The 21226-nt window shown below is 52.5% G+C and carries 13 protein-coding genes and 6 pseudogenes; 12 read left to right on the top strand and 7 right to left on the bottom strand.

The genetic code is table 11. From position 1 onward, the window contains the following. Positions 1–12 precede the first annotated feature (12 nt). From L1889_RS06200 to glnA, 5 genes and pseudogenes are all read left to right on the top strand, one after another. Positions 13–2397, top strand: a complete 2385-nt coding sequence (locus L1889_RS06200; protein WP_238664393.1) for an ATP-binding protein — start codon at positions 13–15, stop codon at positions 2395–2397. A 34-nt stretch (positions 2398–2431) separates the two neighbouring features. Further along, on the top strand, positions 2432–3181 hold the full coding sequence (gene rph, locus L1889_RS06195; RefSeq protein ID WP_257793858.1) for a ribonuclease PH: 750 nt from the start codon (positions 2432–2434) through the stop codon (positions 3179–3181). A 30-nt stretch (positions 3182–3211) separates the two neighbouring features. Continuing rightward, on the top strand, positions 3212–3820 hold the full coding sequence (gene rdgB, locus L1889_RS06190) for an RdgB/HAM1 family non-canonical purine NTP pyrophosphatase (RefSeq protein ID WP_238664392.1): 609 nt from the start codon (positions 3212–3214) through the stop codon (positions 3818–3820). A 7-nt stretch (positions 3821–3827) separates the two neighbouring features. Continuing rightward, positions 3828–5036, top strand: coding sequence for a radical SAM family heme chaperone HemW (hemW, locus tag L1889_RS06185; protein WP_238665871.1), 1209 nt, complete (start codon positions 3828–3830; stop codon positions 5034–5036). Between the two features lie 155 nt (positions 5037–5191). Further along, positions 5192–6603 (top strand): annotated as a pseudogene (glnA, locus tag L1889_RS06180) (type I glutamate--ammonia ligase). Positions 6604–6627: 24 nt separating this feature from the next. On the opposite strand, the gene L1889_RS06175 reads toward glnA, so the two are convergent. The 3 genes from L1889_RS06175 to L1889_RS06165 all read right to left on the bottom strand — a co-directional run bounded on the left by L1889_RS06175 (position 6628) and on the right by L1889_RS06165 (position 10195). Beyond that, positions 6628–7416: an ABC transporter ATP-binding protein gene (locus tag L1889_RS06175; protein WP_238664391.1), complete on the bottom strand. Its 789-nt coding sequence runs from the start codon at positions 7414–7416 to the stop codon at positions 6628–6630. 6 nt (positions 7417–7422) lie between these two features. Next, a complete protein-coding gene (locus tag L1889_RS06170; RefSeq protein WP_372871721.1) occupies positions 7423–9069 on the bottom strand; it encodes an ABC transporter permease in 1647 nt (548 codons plus the stop codon). A 91-nt stretch (positions 9070–9160) separates the two neighbouring features. Further along, a complete protein-coding gene (locus tag L1889_RS06165; RefSeq protein ID WP_372871720.1) occupies positions 9161–10195 on the bottom strand; it encodes a Fe(3+) ABC transporter substrate-binding protein in 1035 nt (344 codons plus the stop codon). Positions 10196–10520: 325 nt separating this feature from the next. Between L1889_RS06165 and L1889_RS06160 the strand changes: the two are divergent. From L1889_RS06160 to L1889_RS06130, 7 genes and pseudogenes are all read left to right on the top strand, one after another. After that, positions 10521–11296, top strand: a pseudogene (locus L1889_RS06160) (ferredoxin--NADP reductase). A gap of 84 nt (positions 11297–11380) precedes the next feature. Further along, positions 11381–11767, top strand: a complete 387-nt coding sequence (locus L1889_RS06155) for a Rid family detoxifying hydrolase (RefSeq protein ID WP_238664389.1) — start codon at positions 11381–11383, stop codon at positions 11765–11767. A 6-nt stretch (positions 11768–11773) separates the two neighbouring features. Continuing rightward, entirely contained in the window at positions 11774–13852 is a 2079-nt protein-coding gene (recG, locus tag L1889_RS06150) for an ATP-dependent DNA helicase RecG (RefSeq protein ID WP_238664388.1), read from the top strand. A gap of 53 nt (positions 13853–13905) precedes the next feature. Beyond that, positions 13906–14028, top strand: a pseudogene (locus L1889_RS19100) (LysR family transcriptional regulator); the annotation flags it as partial. A gap of 9 nt (positions 14029–14037) precedes the next feature. Then, a pseudogene (locus tag L1889_RS19095) lies at positions 14038–14870 on the top strand (hydrogen peroxide-inducible genes activator). A gap of 57 nt (positions 14871–14927) precedes the next feature. Beyond that, the gene (locus L1889_RS06135; protein WP_238664385.1) at positions 14928–15473 is read left to right on the top strand and encodes a Dps family protein; all 546 of its coding nucleotides are present in this window, start codon (positions 14928–14930) and stop codon (positions 15471–15473) included. A 103-nt stretch (positions 15474–15576) separates the two neighbouring features. Next, the gene (locus L1889_RS06130) at positions 15577–16701 is read left to right on the top strand and encodes a branched-chain amino acid ABC transporter substrate-binding protein (protein WP_238664384.1); all 1125 of its coding nucleotides are present in this window, start codon (positions 15577–15579) and stop codon (positions 16699–16701) included. An 85-nt stretch (positions 16702–16786) separates the two neighbouring features. On the opposite strand, the pseudogene L1889_RS06125 reads toward L1889_RS06130, so the two are convergent. The 4 genes and pseudogenes from L1889_RS06125 to ugpB form a co-directional block, all read right to left on the bottom strand. Further along, positions 16787–17871 (bottom strand): annotated as a pseudogene (locus tag L1889_RS06125) (sn-glycerol-3-phosphate import ATP-binding protein UgpC). Positions 17872–17896: 25 nt separating this feature from the next. Further along, positions 17897–18742: a sn-glycerol-3-phosphate ABC transporter permease UgpE gene (gene ugpE / locus L1889_RS06120; protein ID WP_238664383.1), complete on the bottom strand. Its 846-nt coding sequence runs from the start codon at positions 18740–18742 to the stop codon at positions 17897–17899. Positions 18743–18763: 21 nt separating this feature from the next. Next, positions 18764–19645: a sn-glycerol-3-phosphate ABC transporter permease UgpA gene (gene ugpA, locus L1889_RS06115; RefSeq protein ID WP_238664382.1), complete on the bottom strand. Its 882-nt coding sequence runs from the start codon at positions 19643–19645 to the stop codon at positions 18764–18766. A 166-nt stretch (positions 19646–19811) separates the two neighbouring features. After that, positions 19812–21120: pseudogene (ugpB, locus tag L1889_RS06110) on the bottom strand (sn-glycerol-3-phosphate ABC transporter substrate-binding protein UgpB). Positions 21121–21226: the final 106 nt, after the last annotated feature.

Genomic DNA, 21226 nt, shown 5'->3' with positions numbered 1-21226 from the left:
GATCAGTCCGCCTTGCTTCATAAGCGGTTCTTGCGTCAGGCGGGCTGCGACTTGCGTATTGGCTCTGAGCACTTCGATGGGTCGGCTGCTGAAGAGCATTTGGCCGACGTGCTTGGTTTCAGTTTACGCAGGCGCGGAGGAAGTGGTCCGGACGACTGGGGCGTACCGGGATTGCTGTGGGTGCTGCAAGGCGAACTGCATAAACTGGCCCAGGCTGTTACCCCCGCGACGTCTCACCTGGGCGACGCCCTGGGCGCGAGTGTGGGGGCATTGGCCAGCAGTGATAGCGATGGTGTTCTGGCCGAAGTCGAGCGGCGCCTGGCGGAACTGCTAACCGGTACCGGAAAGCCCAGGGCAGAATACGATAAAGCTCTTAAAGAACAGGCAGAGCTGACCGCCCAGGTAGAGCGGCTTACTAAAGAATCAGCTACTTACCGAAAGCTGGTGGATCATTTAGAGAGTTTAGGCGAGCGTTTCAGGCGTGAACAGGATGTGCAGGTATGGAGCACGCTACGCGGCCAGATACCAGCGTTGCACCATGAGGCAACTCAAGCTGAGCAGCGTGAAGCCCGGTTGCTTCAGTTAACGACCGAGCTCAAAACGCTTGAGCAAGAAAAGCAATATATCTCTCAGGCTTTGCAAAACCATGATGCCGACCAGGCACGCTATACGCAGCTCCTGACCGTGGTCAGGCAGCTGGAAATATCAATGGCTCAGGGGCAAGAGCAGCTGCAGCAGGCTGAGGCCACCAGAGATATGGCTGTGAGCAGGATGCAAAAGGCGCAAGCGCAGCGTCAGGCAGCAACGGCATCTGCACAATGGAGAATGCAGCGACGAGAACATGAGCAGCTTGAGCATCGCCTCGCTCAGCTTCGTCATGCGAAGCAGTCAGTCGATACCTTGCTGGAGCAGCAACAGCAAGTAAAAGGCGATGGCCCTGCCATCGTGCTCAGGGCTGAGGATATTAACGCCTTGCGCAAGGCTGAACACGCTATGGCGGTATTGCTGGCCCAGCTAGAAATGGTCTCTACCCGATTGGATTTCCAGCTTCTCAACAGCGAAGCCGTTACGGTAGCGGGATCCCCTCTGACCGATAGCAGCCAGCCGCTTCAGATCACTGAGCAAACCACGATAGCAATCGCAGACGTGGGCTTGATTCATATTTCTCCTGGTGGGCAGGATCTTGCGAAGCTACGTGATCAGTTGCATCAGGCTCAATTGAATCACGCCAGACTCCTGAAGCAACTGTCTGTTACTGATTTAGCGCAGGCAGAGCACTGTTTCCGTGAACAGGAAAAAAGGCTGATTGAATTAAGACGCATTGAGAGTCAAATATCGATTCATGCTCCCGCAGGATTGAGCGCTTTAGAAAAAGAGATTGTCGAGGTCACTGAACGCATTCAATATATGCCGGCGCGGCCACCTGCTGATCTTAGGGAAACCTTATCGGTCGACGAGGCACAGGCGATTGAGCAAGCCGCGCAAAACGCTCTGGAGCGCGATGAGCGAGTATTGCAGGGGCTCAATCAGTCAGGTATAGAAAACAGGGTTAAACTGGCGGCGGCGAAGGATGAGATCAACCGCCTGCAAACCCATATCAACAGCGAGGCGCAGTCCACTCAGTCGCAGCAGCACTTGGCTCGCCTGACACTGATCAATACAGAAATTCAGCAAGCTGAAGAACGCAGGGCCGAGCTTGAAAGCACTCGTCAGCATGGCCGCAGTGCCGCCGATGTGCGGGCGGTAATTGCTGGCCTCGAAGGTCGTGCGGTACAGGCTGAACGGGCCTTCTACGATTTGCAGATTGAACTGAGCAAGGTCGAGACTGAGCTGCAAATTGTTGGGGCTCAAGGCTTAGACGAACAGTTAGCGAGTACACAGGCCGCTTTGAGTCAGGCACTTCAGCGTTGCGATCAGTTCAGGCAACGAGCCGAGACGCTGGAGCATCTTAAGCAGTATTTGATGGCCGCCCGCTCCAGCTTGCGGGAGCGCTTGCAGGCACCGTTGCTAAAGCGTATCAATTATTATCTTGAATTCCTTTTCCCCGGCTCCAGTATTGAACTTAACGACAACTTCGTACCTAAAGTATTACACCGTGAAAACAGTAATTCGGCCGAGTTGCTGGAACTAAGCTTCGGTGCTCTTGAGCAGATTGCGGTTATTTCCCGCCTTGCTTATGCAGATTTATTGAAAGAAGCGGGCAAGCCTACGCTTATTGTGCTGGACGATGTGCTTAGCTATTCTGACGAGTACCGTTTGGCTCGCATGAAAGCGGCTATTTATGATGCGTCTAAACGCCATCAGATATTATTATTCACCTGCAATCCCCACATGTGGAATGATGCGGGTGGACAAGTCATCAATATAGAACAGCTTAAATTACGCACCTCGATCTGAGGGTGCGCGACTGTTCGGTTTTCTGGAGAGTTCGTTGTTAACTCGCGATCAGGCAGTAAAATCACGGCATGAAGACCGTCTTAATAACCAGCTTCGTAACATGGCTTTCGAGACGGGTTTCAGCAAGCACGCTGAAGGCTCTGTACTGGTGAAGGCGGGTGACACGCATGTCCTTTGCAACGTCAGTGTCATTGACAGGGTTCCACCCTTTTTAAAAGGCAAAGGGCAGGGCTGGGTTACTGCTGAATACGGCATGCTGCCACGCTCTACCCATACACGTAGTGATCGTGAGGCGGCAAGGGGCAAGCAAAGCGGGCGAACTCAGGAAATTCAGCGTCTTATCGGCCGTAGCTTAAGGGCTGTCTTCGATTTGAAGTTACTGGGCGAACGTAGCTTGCAGATTGATTGCGATGTGTTGCAGGCTGATGGAGGCACTCGGTGCGCGAGCATCACCGGGGCGTGGGTAGCGGCTGCGCTCGCGGTGCAAAAGCTTCTTGATCAGGGGGTTCTGACGACGAGTCCTCTCCTGGGGCAAGTAGCGGCTGTCTCTGTAGGCAAAAGGGGGAGCGAGCTTTTGCTTGATCTGGATTATCTGGAAGACTCCAGCTGCGATGCCGATGTCAATGTGGTGATGACCGACGCCAATGCGTTTGTCGAGATCCAGGGTACGGCCGAGGGGCATAGTTACAGTCGCGAAGAGCTAAATGGTTTGCTCGATCTTGCACAGTCAGGCATAAGCGAACTGCAGGCCTTACAGCTTGAGGCTGTAAGGCAGGGCAAATAATTCACTGTAAATAGATATTTGGTGTCGAATATGAAAGTAGTGCTAGCGTCTAATAATCCGGGTAAGTTGCGTGAGTTTTCTGCCATTCTGTCTACCGTGGGCATTGATATGGTGCCTCAGGGCGAACTGGGTGTTAGTGAAGCAGACGAACCTTTTCAGACCTTCGTGGAAAACGCACTCGCTAAGGCGCGTCACGCCAGCGAGCAGACGGGACTGCCTGCGCTGGCGGACGACTCCGGCCTGTCAGTCCATGCCCTGAACGGTGGTCCTGGGGTGTACTCGGCACGATTTGCCCTCATGAATGGCGGCGAGAAGTCCGATGCTGCCAATAATCAGTACCTGGTGCAGAAACTGCAAGGTGTGTCTGATCGTCGGGCCAGGTACGTTGCGGTACTGGTGTATGTCAGGTCTGCCAATGATCCCTGTCCCATCATTACCGAGGGCTGTTGGGATGGCTCTATCGTAGCCGAACCGGCAGGGCATAATGGCTTTGGTTATGACCCCCATTTCTATGTGCGTGATTTGCAGAAAACAGCTGCCGAATTATCTGAAGAAGAAAAAAACAAGCGTAGTCATCGGGCTCAGGCATTGAAGCAGTTGCTAGAGCGCTTACAGCAGGAAACGGTGGCCCAGAGCTAATATGAGCATGACATCCACTCCTGCAGTGCGCATAAGGCCAAGCTCTGAAACGGCGCTTAAGTTCGATACGCTTCCGCCCTTGTCACTGTATGTGCACGTTCCCTGGTGCGTACGTAAGTGCCTATACTGTGACTTCAATTCGCATAAGGCTCCAGACGAACTGCCAGAGCAGCTTTATCTTGAGGCGCTGCGTGCCGATCTTGAACAGGCGCTCCCTCTTATCTGGGGGCGTCAGGTGGTCTCCGTATTTATTGGGGGCGGCACACCCAGTCTGCTGTCGGCGAAAACCATCGATGACATGCTCGCCATGATACGGGCCTATCTGCGTTTGCTGCCTGACGCCGAGATCACTCTGGAGGCCAACCCTGGAACAGTTGAGGCTGAGCGATTTGCAGAGTTTGGCCGCAGCGGCGTCAACCGGATCTCCCTGGGTGTGCAAAGTTTTGATGATTCTGCTTTAAAGGCATTGGGGCGTGTGCATTCTGCAGATCAGGCTCGACGAGCCATCGAAATCGCTCAGCGCTCGGTGCCCCGGATTAACATTGACCTGATGTACGCCTTGCCTGAACAGACCCTGGCGCTGGCCGCTTATGATCTGCAGCAGGCCCTAAGCTTTGACCCGGAGCATTTGTCTTTGTACCACTTGAGCCTTGAGCCCAACACGGTATTTGCTAAGTATCCGCCTGAGCATCTTCCGGACGAAGACACCAGTGCACTGATTCAGGATCACTTGATCGCCACTGCCCAAGAGCATGGCATTATGCAGTACGAAATTTCCGCCTATGCAAAAGCGGGTAAACACAGTCGGCACAACATGAATTATTGGGAGTTCGGCGACTACCTGGGTATAGGGCCTGGGGCGCACGGCAAACTTTCCTTTCCTGATCGCGTCATTAGGCAGTCTGCCTTGCGCAGTCCTGAATCATGGATGCAGGCTGCTCTCAAGCGAGATGGTTCGCATTTGGCTGAAGAGTACGCTATTGCCTTTGCTGACTTTCCATTCGAGTTCATGCTGAATGCGCTGCGACTAAAGCAAGGCGTCCCCGCCTCTTACTATGAGGAACGTACAGGCCAGAGCCTACGTCACGTATTGCCCACTATTAAGCGTTGCCTGGAAAAAGGCCTGCTTGCCGATGATCCTGTGCGTATTAAAGCCAGCGATCTGGGATGGCGTTTCCTGAACGATTTGCAGGCTGAGTTTCTTAAACTCAAATAGTCGCGATAAGGTGCTAATAATTGCAATTTTTATGGGTGGGCTGGTTCCCATGAATTACAATTCATCCTTAGACTGCATAGTATGTGGATAGTCACTTTGTGTTTTCGCCGTTTTATGCATTTTTATTGTCGCAATTTATTCCTGCTGGAGTCATGATGTCTACCCCCGAAGAGCTCGTCAAATTACTTTCCCAACATGACGTGGCATTTGTCGATTGTCGTTTCACCGATACCTTGGGCCGCGAGCATCATTTAACGGTACCAGCCCACAGTTTTGACGAAGAGCGCATCGAAGCGGGTATTGCTTTCGATGGCTCATCGCTGCCAGGGTGGAAGGGGTGGAAGCGTCAGACATGTTGCTATTACCTGACGCAGCAACTGCTCGCATGGATCCGTTTCGCGAAGAATCTACACTGATCGTCACGTGTGACGTGGCTGAGCCCACTGACCTGAACGGTTACGACCGGGATCCGCGCTCATTGGCAAAACGGGCTGAGGCTTATTTAAAAGCCAGCGGTCTTGGCGACACCGCTTATTTTGGCCCGGAGCCAGAGTTCTTTATCTTTGACAGCATCCGCTGGAACGATGATATGTCCGGCAGCTTTGTTGAAATCGGTGCCGATCACGCACCATGGTCCCGAGGCGCCAAACTGACGGGCAATAATCTGGGGCATCGGCCCGGCGTCAAGGGCGGTTATGTGCCGGTTCCTCCCGTCGACGCCTTTCACGACATGCGTTCCGAGATGTGCTTGTTGCTTGAGCAGCAGGGTGTGCCAGTGGAAGTTCATCACCACGAGGTCGGCGGCGCTGGCCAGCTTGAAATCGGTACACGTTTCTCGACCTTGGTCCAGCGGGCAGACTGGAACCAGATCATGAAATACACGATTATCAACGTGGCTCATGTGTACGGCAAAACAGCGACCTTCATGCCTAAACCTATTATGGGCGACAATGGCTCGGGTATGCACGTTCACCAGTCGATCTGGAAAGACGGGAAAAATCTGTTTGCCGGCAATGGCTATGGCGGTCTTTCAGAATTTGCCCTATTTTATATTGGCGGCATAATCAAGCATGCGCGCGCGCTAAATGCCATTACCAATCCCACCACAAACTCGTATAAGCGTTTAGTCCCGCATTACGAAGCCCCTGTGAAACTGGCCTATTCAGCCCGAAACCGCTCAGCCTCTATCCGTATTCCCTACGTCAGCAACCCTAAGGCTCGTCGCGTAGAAGCTCGCTTTCCAGATCCGATGGCTAATCCATACCTGGCATTCTCAGCCTTGATGATGGCGGGTCTGGATGGTGTGCAAAACCGGATTCATCCTGGCGATGCGGCCGACAAGAATCTGTACGATCTGCCGCCAGAGGAAGATGCAAAAATCCCTACGGTTTGTTCATCACTTGAGCAAGCCATCGAAGCGCTCAACAATGATCGCGAGTTTCTTACACGCGGTGGTGTGTTTAGCAACGAGATGCTGGATGCTTATCTGGATCTCAAGCAAAACGAGGTGACTCGCCTGAGAATGACACCGCATCCCGTCGAATTCGATATGTACTACAGCCTTTGATTGGATGTATGCGGACCTGTAGGGTTACGACGCTACGGGTTCGCCGCGCAGAAATGCTTGTGCACGTTGATTAAGCAGGGCTTCGCGCCTGATGAAATTGGCGACGAAGTCGTTGACAGGCGAGTGATGCAGGCCGTAGGCAGTATCCCACTGTATGATGTGTCCGTCTTTCATGACGCCGATACGATCAGCAATGGCAAAGGCCTCGGCTTGATTATGCGTGACCAGAATCGCGGTCAAACCCGTTTTTTGCAGTATGTCCCGTACCTCAAAGGCAAGCCGCTCACGGGTATCCACGTCCAGATTGGAAAAGGGCTCATCGAGCAGCAGTAAGTCAGGCTTGGGGGCCAAGGCTCGAGCCAGGGCCACCCGTTGTTGCTGGCCTCCGGACATCTCGTGCGGATATCGGTGACTGAAGTCCTGCAGCCCGACCAGCTCGAGCATTTCTGCGATACGCTCCTGACGGGCTGCCTTGCTGAGCTTGCGTAGCCCGAAACCTATGTTTCTGGACGCCGTCAGATGGGGGAACAGGGCGTAATCCTGAAACATCATGCCGACATTCCGATTCTCTGGCCGCACACTGTCCGAGCGGGTAGACAGACTCTGCCCTCCTAAGACTATCTGCCCAGACTGTAAGGGCTCAAAGCCGGCAATAGCGCGCAGTATAGTAGTTTTTCCGCACCCGGACGCGCCTAGTAAACAGCCGATGCTGCCTTGGTCGAGTTCCAGGCTCAAGTCGTGCACTACTGTTTTAGATCCGCTGGAAGTTCGGTAGGCAAGGGTGATGTTCTCTAAGTTCAGGTAAGCAGACATAAGTATTTAGTACGTGGTTTTAAATTGAGTACGCGCTAATAAGATAACGGGCAAGAGGCCTGCGGTTACGATGGCGAGCGCTGCCACCGCGCCTTCTTCGTAGGTCCCCCTGGCTGCTTCCGCATATAACCACGTCGCCAGTGTGTCAAAGTTCATGGGCCGTAGAAGCAAGGTGGCAGGCAGCTCTTTCATGGCGTCCACAAACACCAGCAGGGCAGAAGCCGCGAGGGCTGGACGCAATAGCGGCAGATGGATCTGGCCTAAGGTGGCAGTGGGGCCCGCTCCGAGTAACCGGGCTGCTTGCTCCAGGGAAGGAGGGATGCGTGATAGCCCAGCCTGGATACCTCCTGCCGAAATGGCCATAAAGCGGATACTGTAGGCAATAACCAGTGCGCCCATCGAGCCCATGATCAGTAAGCGGTCCGGGCCGCCCCAAAAGCCGCTTATCCAATTCAACGCTGTATCTGCGAAAACCAGTGGTGATAACAAGCCAATGGCTAAAACCGTGCCCGGTATGGCATAACCTATAGAGGCGACGCCAGCGATGAAGCGCGGTAGGGTTCTGGATAAGTCAGACCGTACGGCTCGTGCCGACCAAGCGACCGTTAAGCCACCTGCCAGTGTCACGATAGTTGCCGCCAATGCCAGGCTAACGGTATTGACGGCGCTGCTCAGCAACTGATCAGACATGGCGCCAGTCAGGTGCAGGTATTTGGCGCTTTCATTGAGCAGATAACAGGCCGGCGCAATAAAGCCAATGAATACTGGCGTCCAGCCCAAAGCACTTGCAAATAGAGCGGCTGATCCTTTTAGGGGAATGGGCTGCACAGGATGAGAGCGCTGATTGCTGCTGTAGCGCTGGTTGCGTCTACCGAAACGTTCGACCAGGATTAAGGTGGTGACCAGGCTCAGCATGGCTAGCGAGATCTGGGCTGCGCCAGCGAGATCAGAGCGCGTTACCCAAGTGGTATAGATTGAGACGGTTAAGGTTTGAATGCCCAGAAACTCGGAGGCGCCGATATCGTTCAGTGTCTCGAGTAATGCGAGACTGACTCCGACCGCAATTGCGGGTCTGGCCATAGGTAAGGCCACCCTGAAAAATACGGATCGGCTGCTTTCGCCCAATACGCGGGCGGCCTCAAGCAGGCTTGTGGCTTGTGTGGCAAACATCGCCCGTGTGCTTAAGTAAACGTAAGGATACAGAACGAAACCAAGCAAGAAGACGGCGCCACCCAATGAGCGTAAGTCAGGTAACCTGAATTGGCGCGGGCTATCGTAGCCCAATATGTCACGGATTAAGCCCTGTACGGGTCCGATTGGATGCAAGATATCCAGGTAGGCAAATGCCACAATGTAAGTGGGCACCGCCAACGGGAGCAGCAAGGCCCACGATAAAATACGGCGACCAGGAAACTGGTAGGCCGTGATTAGCCAGGCGGCGCCTACTCCTATGCTGGTGACAAGTATTCCGACGCCGATCAATAGCAATAGCGTGTTTGTAAAAGCGTTAGGCAGTACGTAGGAGAATAAATGAGCCCAATGATCAACTGAGCCAAAAGCATGCCATATAAGTACACCAACCGGAGCAGCGACAATGATGGCAATCAGGCACGAGAGTGCCTGCCACCCGTTTAGCCTAAGCCATAGGTTTATGATTGATCTTTCCGATGGCCGATTAAGACCCGCTTGGCGCCGGGGGCTTTCAGGCCGCTCAGCGCTGTAGCCATTCTGACCGCTACGAGATTTAGTTATCGAATCCAACTTTGTCCACCAGCTCGCTTGCTTGTTTACGGTGCTTGGCGATTTCAGTTAGCGGCAGGGGGTCAACCTCGAGTTCGCCGAAGCTGGCTACCACTTCGTCAAGCTCTACCCCAGCCTTTACCGGATATTCGTAATTGGCTTTGGCGTAAAGGCTTTGGGCTTTGTCGGACACCAGGTATTCGAGCAATGTCACGGCACTATCTTTGTGCGGGGAATGTTTGGCAACGGCTGCGCCGGAGATATTAACGTGCGTGCCTTGGCTTTTATCGCTGGCAAAAGTGGGACGTACAACTTTTATACCTTCACCCCATTTATAAGCATCGCTACCGGGTTCAGCGTTTTTCATGCGCCCCACATAATAAGCATTGGCAATGCCGATGTCGCAAATGCCGCCCAGGATATCGCGTGCCACATCCCGATCGCCACCAGCCGCCTTACGTCCCAGATTGGCTTTTACGCCTTCCAGCCACTGCTCGGTGGCTTCGGCACCGTCATGCGCTATTTTTGCAGCAATCAGTGCAGTATTGTAAGGATGCTGGCCTGAACGTATGCAGACCTTGCCTTTCCATTTTGGGTCGGCGAAGTCTTCGTAGGTCAGGGTATTGATATCAATATCGTTGGCCACATAGGCGACCCGGTCACGTAAGGACAGTGTGAACCATTGGCCATCACTGCCCCGCAAGTTTTCCGGAATAGCGGCATTTAAGATATCTGATTGCACGGGCTGCGTGATGCCGGCCTCGACGAGGTCAATCAAGTTGCCGATGTCCACAGTCATCAAGATATCGGCAGGAGACTTATCGCCTTCGGCTTTTACGCGCTCTATCAGACCATCTTTAACAAAGACGGTATTGACTTTGATTTTAGTGTCTTCGGTAAAGGCATCGAGCAAAGGAATGATCAGGCCGGGCTCGCGGGTCGTGTAGAGATTGACCTCGTCTGCTGTCGGAGCCGAAGCGGAGACGAAAGCCGCTGAAGTCATAGCCAGTGCGGCGAATAAAAGGGTGTGCTTGCGCATGGCGGTCATCAGAAGTCTCCAGATGTTAATATAAATAGCTATAATGAAAATGATTATCATCTAGAAGCAGAAGCTTGGCAAATGTTCGGGTCGTGTTTGAAGAACGCCGGCTTTTAGCGGTGTCTTGAAAGAAGTGCTTACTTGATTTTCCGCAAGCCGCGCGAGCCACCTTTAGATTAAGGTAAATCCTACTGGACAGCGGCTTTAGTTTCCTGGCTAAACCTGCAAACCCTGATTTAACAGGGTAGAATAACTGTTTATACCAAATCCTCGAATTTGCCTTTTATAGGCATAGCTGTCTTTAACCTCTACTTATAGCGTACACATGGCTGCTTTTAACTCTGAACGCGTTCTCAGTGTGCATCACTGGAACGATACACTTTTTCGTTTACCACCACACGAGACGCCGCGCTTCGTTTTACTAATGGGCACTTCGTGATGTTAGGCTTAGAAGTCGAGGGTAAGCCGCTAATGCGCGCCTACAGTATTGCCAGCGCCAATTACGAGGAAAACCTCGAGTTTCTCAGTATCAAGGTGCCAGATGGCCCGTTGACTTCGCGGCTGCAGCATCTAAAAGAAGGCGATACTGTGCTGGTCAGCCGCAAGCCGGTGGGCACCCTGGTCATCGACGACCTTCGGGCCGGCAGGAATCTGTATTTGTTTGGTACCGGAACAGGTCTGGCTCCTTTTATGAGTATCATTAAAGACCCCGAAACCTACGAGCGATTTGAAAAAGTCATTCTTGTGCATGGTGTACGGTTCGCCAGTGAACTTGCTTACGCAGATTTCATCGAGAAAGAACTGCCTGACAACGAATACTTCGGTGATATTATCCGCGATAAGCTCATTTATTACCCCACCGTCACTCGTGAGCCTTTCCGCAACGAAGGCAGAATCACCCAGGTTGTGGAAAGCGGACGTATTTTCAGCGATATCGGTGTTGATGTTATCGATCCCGCTCACGACCGCGCCATGTTGTGCGGAAGTCCGGCAATGCTTACTGACATCAGCAATATGCTTAACGAGCGTGGCTTCAAAATCTCGCCTGGGGTAGGGCAAATGGGTGATTATGTCATTGAGCGCGCATTCGTCGATAAATAATGTGGCTCAGACTGGGTTGTTAAGCTAAGCTATAGACGATTAAAATCTGATAGATATCCTTAAGTCTTTCGGTAGGCAACCCTTATGTCCAAACGTATTATCCATACCAGCTCTGCTCCTGCTGCTGTCGGTCCTTATTCGCAGGCAGTCGTTGTAGAGGCTGGAAAAACCATATACCTGTCCGGGCAGATCGGGCTGGACCCCAGTACAGGCGAACTTGTTTCCGACAATTTTGAAGCTCAGGTTAGACGCTGCTTCAGCAATGTCGAAGCGGTGGCTATTGAAGCCGGTGGAAACCTAAGCAATATCGTCAAGCTCACGCTGTATCTGACTGATCTAAGCAAGTTTGCCAGCGCTAACGCGATCATGGCTGAAATCATTCCCCAGCCTTATCCTGCGCGCTCCACCGTGGGCGTGGCAAGCCTGCCTAAAGCGGCCTTGATAGAAGTCGAGGCAGTGCTAGCTCTATAGCACCCTATGGCCTCCACCAGCGCATCCTTTACCCCTGCAAAGACGGCTAAAAAACGGGCGCCGACTCAGGCCGATCGCTTTAAGCGATTGGGTCTGATGTCCGACGACGACTTTATCGTTCATTTGCCCTTGCGCTACGAAGATGAAACCCAGGTCAACACCATATCGCAAGCCAGGCCGGGCGAGTTCATTCAAATTGAAGGCGAGATAGTCCAGCAAGAGCAAAGTGCCCGCCCCAGGAGGCAGTTGCATGCCACGATTGCTGATGAAACAGGGCAATTGCGACTACGCTGGCTGCATTTTTATCCCAATCAGCAAAAGCAGGTTGAGGTAGGTAAGCGAGTTCGGGTGCGGGGCGAAGTTCGGGGTGGTTTCCATGGGCTTGAGTTAATTCATCCTAAAGTTACCCAGGCCGACGCGGCGCTCGCCGATGCGTTGACACCAGTATATCCAACCACCGATGGCCTGCGTCAGTCAGCCATACGAAGCGCCATTCATCAGGCCATTGAACGCGCCGATTTACGCGACACCTTGCCCCCGGAAATTGTCCAGCGTCTTGAACTGCATCCTTTTGCTGAGTCTATCCGGTTGCTGCATTCGCCGCCGTCACAGACCAGCTACCAGACGCTAATCGAACGTGAGCATCCAGCCTGGGTACGAATAAAGTTTGATGAGCTACTGGCCCAGCAGCTTAGTCTGGCGGCAGCGCGTGCTGCCCGTCTGGCTCAGCAGGCTTATCCGCTGGCCAATAGCGACGGAAGCGTGAGGCAAGGTCTGCAGAGCAGTTTACGTTTTGAACTGACTGGCGCTCAGCAGCGGGTGATAGCCGAAATTGCTCACGATCTACGACGCGCTTTTCCTATGCATCGATTGCTGCAGGGGGATGTCGGTAGCGGCAAGACTGTTGTTGCCGCCTTTGCCGCCGCCCAGGCCATAGATAGCGGTCTTCAGGTAGCCATGATGGCTCCGACCGAGTTGCTGGCAGAGCAGCACTACCAAAAGATGACAGCGTGGTTTGAGCCCCTGGGGGTTCGGGTAGGCTGGCTAAGCGGAAGTAAAACCGCAAAGCAGCGGCTACCCGTATTAACGGGGCTGAAAGAAGGCACGCTTCCCCTGCTGGTGGGAACCCAGGCTCTTATTCAAGACAGTGTAGAGTTTAAGCATTTGGGCCTCATCATACTTGATGAGCAACACCGTTTTGGTGTGGGGCAGCGATTAAGCCTAAGCCGAAAAGGCGAGGCTGCAAGTCCTGTTGGGCTGATGGTGCCACACCAGTTGAACATGAGTGCTACTCCCATACCGCGCACCTTGGCCATGAGCTTTTTGGCTGATCTGGACGTGTCCGTAATCGATGAGCTGCCGGAGGGTCGGACACCAGTCATTACCAAGCTGGTAGCGGATGGCCGTCGCGACGAAATCATCGCCCATATTTATGCCCAGGTGAATCAGGGTCAGCAGGTATATTGGGTATGCCCGCTAGTAGAGGAAAGCGAAACGCTGCAACTGCAAACGGCTGTGGATACGCAGCTCTACTTGAATGATCACCTGCCTGGCATCACAGTAGGGCTGCTGCATGGCAAGCTTTCTGCTGCTGAGAAAGCGTCCGTCATGGAAGCTTTTCGACAGGGCACCATCAGTGTATTAGTTGCCACGACGGTAATTGAGGTGGGTGTAGATGTGCCTAACGCTACCTTGATGGTAATTGAGCATGCCGAACGTTTCGGTTTGGCACAGCTGCATCAACTACGGGGCCGGGTGGGACGCGGCGCCGATCAGGCAGTCTGTGTGCTGCTTTACCAGGGGCCGCTTTCGGCTATCGCTCGTGAACGTCTACGGGCTATGTACGAGACCACCGACGGCTTTGAAATTTCTCGAAGAGACCTTGGCTTGCGGGGGCCAGGCGAATTTCTGGGCTTGCGTCAATCGGGCCAGGAACTCTTGCGGTTTGCCGACATTGAAACCGACGAGGCGCTAGTCGAACAGGCCAGAAACTGTGCAATGCTGCTGCGCGAGCAATACCCGGAACATGCGATTGCTCATGTACGACGGTGGTTGAAGGGGCGTGAAGATTTCTTACGGACCTAAATTAAATATTCAGCAATAACGCCCTATGTGTTATTGCGCCCAATGAGCTCTCTATGACCTTAACCGAACTGAAGTATATTGTTGCCGTTGCGCGTGAGCGCCATTTTGGCCGTGCCGCCGAAGCCTGTTTTGTTAGTCAGCCCACCTTGTCTGTAGCGATCCGCAAGCTCGAAGAAGAGCTGGAAGTGGTTATTTTCGAGCGCGGCGGGTCAGAAATAGGGATCACGCCTATAGGGTTACGCATCGTTGAGCAGGCTCAAAAAGTACTGGAAGAGGGGGCCAATCTGCGTGAGATAGCCAGGCAAGGGCACGACCCCTTGGAAGGACCTTTACGCGTCGGAATTATCTACACAATCGCTCCTTATTTGTTGCCATCTCTGGTGCCTGAGCAGATCAAGCTTACTCCGCAGATGCCTTTGCTGCTGCAGGAAAACTTCACGGTGCGTCTTCTTGAGCTATTGCGGCAGGGGAAATCGATTGTGCGATTGTGGCTCTGCCATTGCCAGAGTCCGGCTTTATGGTACGTACCCTTTATGACGAGCCTTTTGTCGTGGCGGTGCCGCACAATCATGCCTGGGCTACTCGTGATGCCATTGATCCGGAAGAGCTGAAGAATGAAACGATGCTGCTGCTTGGTGCCGGCCATTGTTTCAGGGACCAGGTGCTGGGTGTCTGTCCGGAGCTGTCCCGTTTCTCGGCGACCAGCGAAGGCATACAGCGAACTTTTGAGGGTTCATCGCTGGAAACCATACGCCATATGGTTGCTACGGGAATTGGCGTCACGGTCATGCCGTCGAGTGCGTTATCGTCGCCGGGGCAGGAAACTAGCTTGCTGCGCTATATACCTTTTACTAAACCTGTGCCCGATCGTCGGGTGGTGTTGATTTGGCGTAAAAGCTTTCCGCGTATCGCTGCCATTAATGCGCTTAGTAAGGCGGTTATTAACAGCGGCCTCCAGAATGTGAATTTTTTACTTGATAAGAATACGATTTTTAATAACCTTGACGGATTGCAGTAAACGGGTTTAAGTGTAATGAGCAGGATCAGTTATTTACTTATTAGTTAGGAGTTAAGCATGGCTAAGGCAACAAAGGCAGTCAGAAAAAGCAGTAAAAAAGCAACTAAGAAAGTAGCTGTACGCACAACAGGCATTCTCGCTGTCAACATCGGAATTTCCGAGACTGATCGTGAAAAAATCGCCCAGGAGCTTTCTAAAGTCCTGGCCGATTCGTATACGGTTTATTTAATGACGCATAATTTCCATTGGAACGTTACCGGTCCAATGTTCAACACATTGCATGTCATGTTTATGGAGCAATACACCGAAACATGGCAGGCTCTCGATCTGATTGCAGAACGCATTCGTGCCTTAGGTCATTATGCCCCTGGAACCTACGCCCAGTTTGCAACCCTAAGTTCGATATCCGAACCCACCGACATCCCTGAAGCGCCCGACATGATCGAGATGCTGCTTAGGGCCAATGAAGGGCTGGCACGTACGGCTCGCGCCGCTTTTGATTGCGCTGACGGCGCCGATGACCAGCCCACGGCTGACCTGCTTACACAGCGCCTCGATGTACACGAGAAAAACGCCTGGATGCTGCGCAGCCTGCTGCAGTAAAGATCTGCATTATTTACTATAGAAAACCCTAAGCAACATTGTGTAGCAAGCTACGCCAGAGGTGTTTCGGTGTATGCTTTGCTGCACATAATTGGAGGTTTCTATGAAAATTCGCTTTACACCTATTGCCAGCGCAATCAGTCTGGCCGCCGGTATGCTGATGGCTTCTACCGTCAGCGCCGACACTATTAAAATCGCTATCGCCGGCCCCTTTACGGGTGCAGTGACGCAGTATGGCGACATGGTTAAGCAGGGCGTCGATACTGCAGTAGAACAAATCAACGCTTCGGGCGGTGTATTGGGAAAACAATTGGAAGCCGTCACGATTGATGACGGTTGCGAGCCCAAGCAAGGTCCTGTTGTTGCCAATCGGGTTATTAACGATGGCATCAATTACGTGGTTGGTCACGTGTGTTCTGGCGCTACCATTGCCGCTACTGATATCTATAACAATGAAGGCATTGTCATGATCTCGCCGTCGGCTACTGCGCCCGCTGTTACCGAAGGTAAGGGGTACGAGACTATTTTCCGCACAATTGGCCGCGACGATCAACAAGGCCCGGCCGCTGCCAAGTTTATTATCGAGCAGGTCAAGCCTGCCAAGGTCGCCGTATTGCACGATAAGCAATCCTACGGTCAAGGCATCGCCTCTTCCGTAAAAAGTGAACTAGAGGCCGCAGGCTACACAGATATTTTCTTTGAGGGCATCAATGCCGGCGACAACGACTACTCCGCTGTCATCACTAAATTAAAATCCAGCGGTGCAGACTTCGTCTATTACGGCGGCTATCACCCTGAAATGGGGCTGTTGCTTCGTCAAGGCGCAGAGCAAGGCCTGACAGCCAAGATGATGGGGCCGGAAGGGGTCGGTAACCCGGATATCAGCGCTATTGCCGGTGAGGCAGTAGAAGGAATGCTGTTGACTTTACCGGCTGATTTCACTCAGGACGCTGATAACGCTGCCATTGTAAAAGCCTTTGCCGATAAGGGCCGGGATGCAAGTGGAGCGTTCCAGCTTACGGCTTATGCTGCAACGCAATCGCTGGCAGCAGGTATTGAAGGGGCGGGTGTGGATGATCCAATCAAGGTAGCCGAATACTTGCATGCCAACGAGGTTAAAACGCCTATTGGTGTGCTGTCCTGGACAGAGCAGGGTGATTTAAAAGATTTTCAATTCGATATCTTTACCTGGCATGCTGATGGGAGCAAAAGCGTTTACGCTCAATAAACCGTAAACCAGGCCCGGTTAACAGGGCATATAAAAAAGGTGGCTCACTTCAAAGGAGCCACCTTTTTATTTAAGGGCCACGGGTTTAATCTTCGATGCGGATGCCGGTTTCCGCATCAAACCAATGGAGTTTAAAGTCGGGGTTGATGCCCACTTGAATGGTTTCACCGATCTGTAATGGATGCTCTCGGGTTTGATCCACAGCACAACGTACAATAATCGCCTGCTCTCCGTGGCGTCCATGTATCAGTTGTTCAGATCCCAGAATCTCAATCATCTCTATGTGTATGGGTATGCCGCTTGCGTGAATAGCAATATGCTCTGGCCGCAAGCCCATAATGACTTTACGCCCCCTCAGGCTGACCGGAATATGCTCCGTCGCCACATGCAGGCCCAGGTTCCGTTCGTCGTTCAGGGTGCCGTCCTGCTCGACCTGGACGGGCATGAGGTTCATGGGAGGTGAGCCTATGAAGCTGGCAACGAACGTAGTGGCAGGGCGTTCAAAAACCTCGGCCGGGGTACCAATCTGCTCGGCCACCCCTTTATTCATCACTACCATGCGTTGGGCCAGGGTCATGGCCTCGACCTGATCATGCGTTACATAAAGGCTGGTGGTGCGCAAGCGCTGATGTAGCCGCTGTATTTCAAGGCGCATCTGCACGCGCAGCTTGGCATCCAGGTTAGACAACGGCTCGTCGAACAAAAATACCTTGGGCTCGCGTACGATGGCCCGGCCCATGGCTACGCGCTGTCGCTGACCCCTGAAAGCTGTCGCGGACGGCGGTCGAGCAAGCTGGAGATTTCGAGGATTTGAGCGGCGTTATCAACACGGGTGCGTATTTCTTCTTTGCTGTGCTTACGTATTTTCAAGCCATAAGCCATGTTCTCGTAGACGGACATATGGGGATAAAGAGCATAGTTTTGAAACACCATGGCAATGTCACGTTCTGCGGGTTCGAGTTCGTTGACGACTTTTGCATCAATGCTGATCTGGCCATCTGTGACGGACTCCAGACCTGCCACCATACGCATAAGTGTGGATTTCCCGCACCCCGAGGGCCCCACAATGACAACAAACTCGCCGTCCAGCACATCCATGTTGATGCCATGAATGACTGCGATATTGCCGGGATAAACTTTGGTAACGTTGTTAAAGCTAAGAGTAGCCATTTTTTCAGTCCTGAATTGCTTGAGCTTATTTTTCTGAGTCGATCAGGCCCTTAACGAACCATTTTTGCATGAGCAGCACGACGGCAGCCGGAGGAATCATAGCCAAAAATGCAGTGGCCATGACCAGGTTCCATTCGGTGACGCTGTCTCCACCAGAAATAAGGCGCCGTATCCCTATAACGATGGGATACATGTTCTCTTGTGTGGTGATTAGCAGAGGCCACAGATATTGGTTCCAGCCGTATATGAACTGAATCACAAACAGGGCGGCAATACTTGTTTTGGATAAAGGAAACAAGATGTCTTTGAAGAAACGCATTGGTCCAGCACCATCGATGCGGGCGGCCTCTACAAGCTCGTCGGGCACGGTTAAAAAGAATTGCCTGAACAGGAAAGTAGCCGTGGCTGAGGCGATTAGCGGCAAGGTCAGCCCTGCATAGCTGTTAAGCATGTTCAGGTCGGCAACAACTTTGTAGGTAGGCGCTATACGCACTTCAACTGGCAGCATAAGCGTGATGAATATCAGCCAAAAGCACAGCATGCGGCCGGGAAAGCGGAAATACACCACCGCGAAGGCCGACAGCATTGAGATGGCAATCTTGCCAATGGCGATGCTCAGGGCCATCACGCTGCTTACCCAAAGCATGCGTCCCACGGGCGGCATGTTGCTGCCCGGCTCGCCAAACAGTGCGGCTTTGTAGTTCTCAATAAAATGGCCGCCCGGCAGTAAGGACATAGGGGCTCGTGCTACCTCTGCCGCCGTTTGCGTTGAGGCGACAAAGGTCATGTAGAGCGGGAATGCAATGATAAGTACCCCTAGGATAAGTATCACGTGCGTAAATATATCGAGTATAGGTCGACGTTCGATCATAGTAGCGCCTTGCTATCCCTATTAATAATTAACTTTACGGTCAATGTAACGAAACTGCACAACCGTCAGTACGATGACAATAGCCATAAGTACAACAGACTGTGCCGCTGATGAACCTAGATCCAGGCCGCGAAATGCCGTGGTATAGACTTTGTAGACCAATATGGACGTGGTTTCGCCCGGGCCGCCCTGGGTGATGATATCGACGATTGCGAAGGTGTCGAAGAAGGCATAAATGATATTTACTACCAGCAGGAAGAAAGTGGTGGGCGACAAAAGGGGAAACACAATGGACCAGAAACGTCGCATGGGACCCGCGCCGTCAATGGCGGCAGCTTCGAGCAGTGAGCGAGGTATGGCTTGCAGGCCAGCCAGGAAGAACAGGAAATTATAGGAAATTTGTTTCCAGATTGAGGCCATCACGACCAGCAGCATGGCGTCGTCTGCATCAAGACGGGGGTTCCATTTAATGCCCAGCTCGAAAAGATATACAGCAAACACACCTACCGAAGGCGAGAACATGAATAGCCACAGTACGCCGGTTACTGCGGTTGCAACGGCATAGGGCCAGATCAGCAGTGTTTTGTGAAGGGCTGCGCCGCGAATGACGCGATTGGCCATGACAGCCAATACTAATGAAATGAGCAAACCGAGTCCGGCCACAAGAAGCGAGAACTTGGCCGTAACTTTGAAAGACTGCAGATAGTCGGCTTGGGAGAAAAGCTCCCGGAAGTTATCGAACCCGACAAATACAGACTGTATACCGAAGGGGTCTTCAAGATGAAACGACTGCCAGAGGGCTTGGCCAGCGGGTAGAAAGAAAAATATCACTGTTACTGCCAGCTGGGGAGCAAGCAGTAAGTAAGGGAGTGTCTTATGGTTAAAAACGACACGTTTTTCCATGGTGGCAGCTTAAGTTAGATGGCTAATCATGGCTACGGGATCGCCGCAGCACTTAGCAAATAGGATAAATATACACGCTACAGTAAAACAAAAGACCGGGTAGAGGGGCCAAAGGCGCCCTATACCCGGTGAGAATTGTAATTTAACTAGCGGTTGATGCTGTGTGTTACTTTACGCTTTTCTCGAAGCGCTCAAGCAGTTCATTGCCGCGAGTGTTCATGGCTTTCAGGCCTTCGGCAGCACTAACCTTGCCAGCAAAGATCTGCTCCATGAGCCCGTCTTCAATATCGCGGATTTGGGGCAGGTAACCCAAGCGTATGCCGCGTGAGTTCTCGGTGGTGTTCTGCGTCCAGCTGTTTCACAGCGATTTCAGTGCCTTCATTTTTCTCGTAGAAATCAGAGGCTTTGGTTGCTTCGTAGCCGGCGTGTGTCACGGGTACGTAACCGGTACCTTGATGCCACGCTGCCGATTGTTCCGGACTGGCGATAAACTTGAAGAATTTCGTTACGCCTTTGTAAACATCATCTGATTTTTTGGCAAAAACCCACAGCGAGGCACCGCCAATTACGGAGTTTTGAGGAGCGCCTTCTACGCCGTCATAGTAGGGGAGAGTGGAAATACCAAAATTAAACTGGCCTGTTTTCAGGATGTTTGCGCGGTTGCCGCTGGAGCCTGTAAACATGCCGCACTTGCCTGATGTGAATAGCGCGTTAGATGTATCACCGCGACCGCCATACGTAAAGGCGCCATCTTTGGCCATGTCAGCGAGGAAGCTGAGATGGCGCTCGAAGACGGGCGTGTCTATTTGCAGACGTGCACCTAAGCCACCAAAACCATTGTCTTCAGAAGCGAAGGGAACGTTATGCCAGGCCGCGAAGTTTTCCAGGAGGATCCAGGAGGGCCAGGAAGTGGTGTAACCGCACTCGTAGCCAGCTTCACGTATCTTTTTTGCGGCCTCGGATACGGCTTCCCAGGTTTTAGGTGGGTTTGCCGGATCAAGACCTGCTTTTTCGAACGCATCCTTGTTGTAGTACAAAACAGGAGTGGAGCTGTTGAATGGCATGGACACCAGCTTGCCGTCAGTGTCTGAGTAATAACCGCCAACGGCACCGATAAAGGCTTTGGGATCAATAGGATCGCCTACTTTTTCGGACATTTCCTGCACGGGCTGAATCGCGCCCTTAGCGTGCATCATCGTGGCGGTGCCGACTTCAAAAACCTGTAGAATATCGGGTGCGTTACCTGCGCGGAATGCGGCAATCCCGGCGTTCATGGATTCACCATAGTTGCCCTTGTAGCTGGGCTTTACAACATAGTCTTCCTGACTTTTGTTAAAGTCTTCGACCAGAGCATTGACACGGTCGCCTAGCGCCCCTTCCATTGAATGCCAGAATTCGATATTGGTAGCGGCATTAACGCTGCCGATACTGGCAATAATGCCAGCGAGTGAGAGGGCAATTGTGGTGGCTCGCATGAGCTTTCTCCTGGTGGGTTAGCTGCTAAGTTTTTAAGTGCAACGGCTTCTAGTTTATTGCATCTTATTGCATGTTTATTACACAGGCGTGACTGTACAAACAATT

The organism is Paenalcaligenes niemegkensis, assembly GCF_022230885.1.
Taxonomy (GTDB): Bacteria; Pseudomonadota; Gammaproteobacteria; order Burkholderiales; family Burkholderiaceae_B; genus Paenalcaligenes; species Paenalcaligenes niemegkensis.
The sequence above is the reverse complement of the archived record's forward strand: the minus strand, read 5'-3'. Positions and strand labels throughout refer to the sequence as shown.